The sequence below is a fragment of the Streptomyces humidus genome, from assembly GCF_014649655.1.
GTDB classification, from domain to species: Bacteria; Actinomycetota; Actinomycetes; order Streptomycetales; family Streptomycetaceae; genus Streptomyces; species Streptomyces humidus.
In genome coordinates, this window is record NZ_BMTL01000117.1 from 1 (window position 1) to 1915 (window position 1915).

Below are 1915 nucleotides of genomic sequence, written 5' to 3' on the forward strand. Positions count from 1 at the left end.
GAGGAGTTGATGTCGCCCGGTTACTGGGTGGAGCACGTGCGGGCGACGGTGCGTTTCGCCGATGCCGTGGCGGTTCTGGACGGGCAGGACGGTGTCCGGCGTTTCCTCGAGCTCGGCCCCGACGGTGTTCTTGTCACGCTGGCCCAGGACTGTGTCACGGGTGAGGGGCGTGTGTTCGTGCCGGTGTTGCGCAGGAAGGGGGCGGAGTCGGGGTCGGTGGTCGCCGCGGTGGCCGCTGTGTTCGCCGGTGGGGCGGCGGTGGACTGGTCGGTGTTCTTCCCCGGGGTCGGCCGGGTGGAGTTGCCGACGTATGCGTTCGAGCACCGGTGGTACTGGCCGCGGGTCGTGGGTCCGGAGCCGGTCACGGGTGCCGGGGGTGAGGTGGACGCTCGTTTCTGGGAGGCGGTGGAGCGGGAGGACCTGGAGTCTTTGGCGGGGGAGCTGGAGTTGGGGGAGGAGGTCGTGGGTGCGGTGTTGCCGGCTCTGACTTCCTGGCGGCGGCAGAGCCGGGAGCAGGCCGAGCTGGACCGCTCCCGGTACCGGGTCGAGTGGCAGCCGCTGACCGACGTCTCCGGTTCCGCGACGCTGTCCGGGCGCTGGCTGGTGGTCGAGCCGGCCGGGCTCGCCGAGGACGCGTGGACACAGGCAGTGCTCGACGCTCTGGCAGACCGCGGCGCCGTGGTCGAGCGGTTCGCCTGCGCGGCTGTCATGGACCGTGCGCAGCTCGCCGAGCAGCTGGCAGGCATGGCCTCGGTCGCCGGTGTGGTGTCCTTGCTGGCCCTCTCGCGGGAGGTGTCGGGGGACGGTGTGCCGGTGGGTGTGTCGGGTTCGCTGGCGTTGGTGCAGGCTCTGGGTGACGCGGGGGTGTCGGCTCCTTTGTGGACGCTGACCCGGGGTGCCGTCGCGGTGGGCCGTTCGGACGGGGCTGTGGACGTGTCGCAGGGCGCGGTGTGGGGTCTGGGCCGCGTGGCGGCGCTGGAGGCTTCCGAGCGGTGGGGTGGTCTGGTCGATCTGCCCGCGATCATCGACCGCCGTGTCGCAGATCGGCTGGTGGCTGTTCTGGCGGGTGTGGGTGTCGAGGATCAGGTGGCGGTGCGGGCGTCGGGTGTGTTCGGGCGTCGGCTGGAGCGGGTGCGTGCTGGTGGTGGTGGGGGTGTGTGGCGTCCGCGGGGGACGGTGTTGGTGACGGGTGGTACGGGTGCGTTGGGTGCGCGGGTGGCGCGGTGGGCGGTGGAGCAGGGTGCGGGGCATGTGGTGTTGGTGAGTCGTCGGGGTCTGGGTGCGCCGGGTGCGGTGGAGTTGCGTGAGGAGTTGGCGGCTTGTGGTGCGCGGGTGAGTGTGGAGGCGTGTGATGTCTCTGAGCGTGGTGCGGTGGAGGTGTTGCTGGCGGAGTATGCGGTGGATGCGGTGGTGCATGCGGCGGGCGCGGTGGTGAATGTGCCGTTGGGGCAGGTGTCGGTGGGGGAGCTGGCCGGGGTGTGGGCGGGGAAGGTGGCGGGTGCGGTGCATCTGGACGCGGTGCTGGGGGACCGTGTGCTGGATGCGTTCGTGGTGTTCTCCTCTGTCGCGGGTGTGTGGGGCAGTGGGGGGCAGGCGGGGTATGCGGCGGCGAATGCGGCGTTGGATGCGTTGGTGGAGGCGCGTCGGGTGCGTGGGCTGGTGGGGACGTCGGTGGCGTGGGGTCCGTGGGCGGGCAGTGGTATGGCGGCTGGTGCGGGGGCGGTGGAGGCGTTGCGGCGGCGGGGTCTGGTGGCGTTGGATCCGCGGTGGGCGGTGCGGGCGCTGGGTCAGGTCGTGGCGGGTGGGGACGCGGTCGTGGTCGTGGCGGACGTGGAGTGGGGGCGGTTCGCTCCCGCGTACACGAGCGTGCGTCCCAGCGCGCTGCTGACCGCACTCCCCGAAGCACACACCGCCC

General features: G+C 72.1%; 1 protein-coding gene. It reads left to right on the forward strand.

All coding sequences use genetic code 11. From position 1 onward, the window contains the following. Positions 1–1915: SDR family NAD(P)-dependent oxidoreductase (locus tag IE239_RS41285; protein WP_190154581.1), on the forward strand; the 1915-nt coding region annotated here is incomplete at both ends.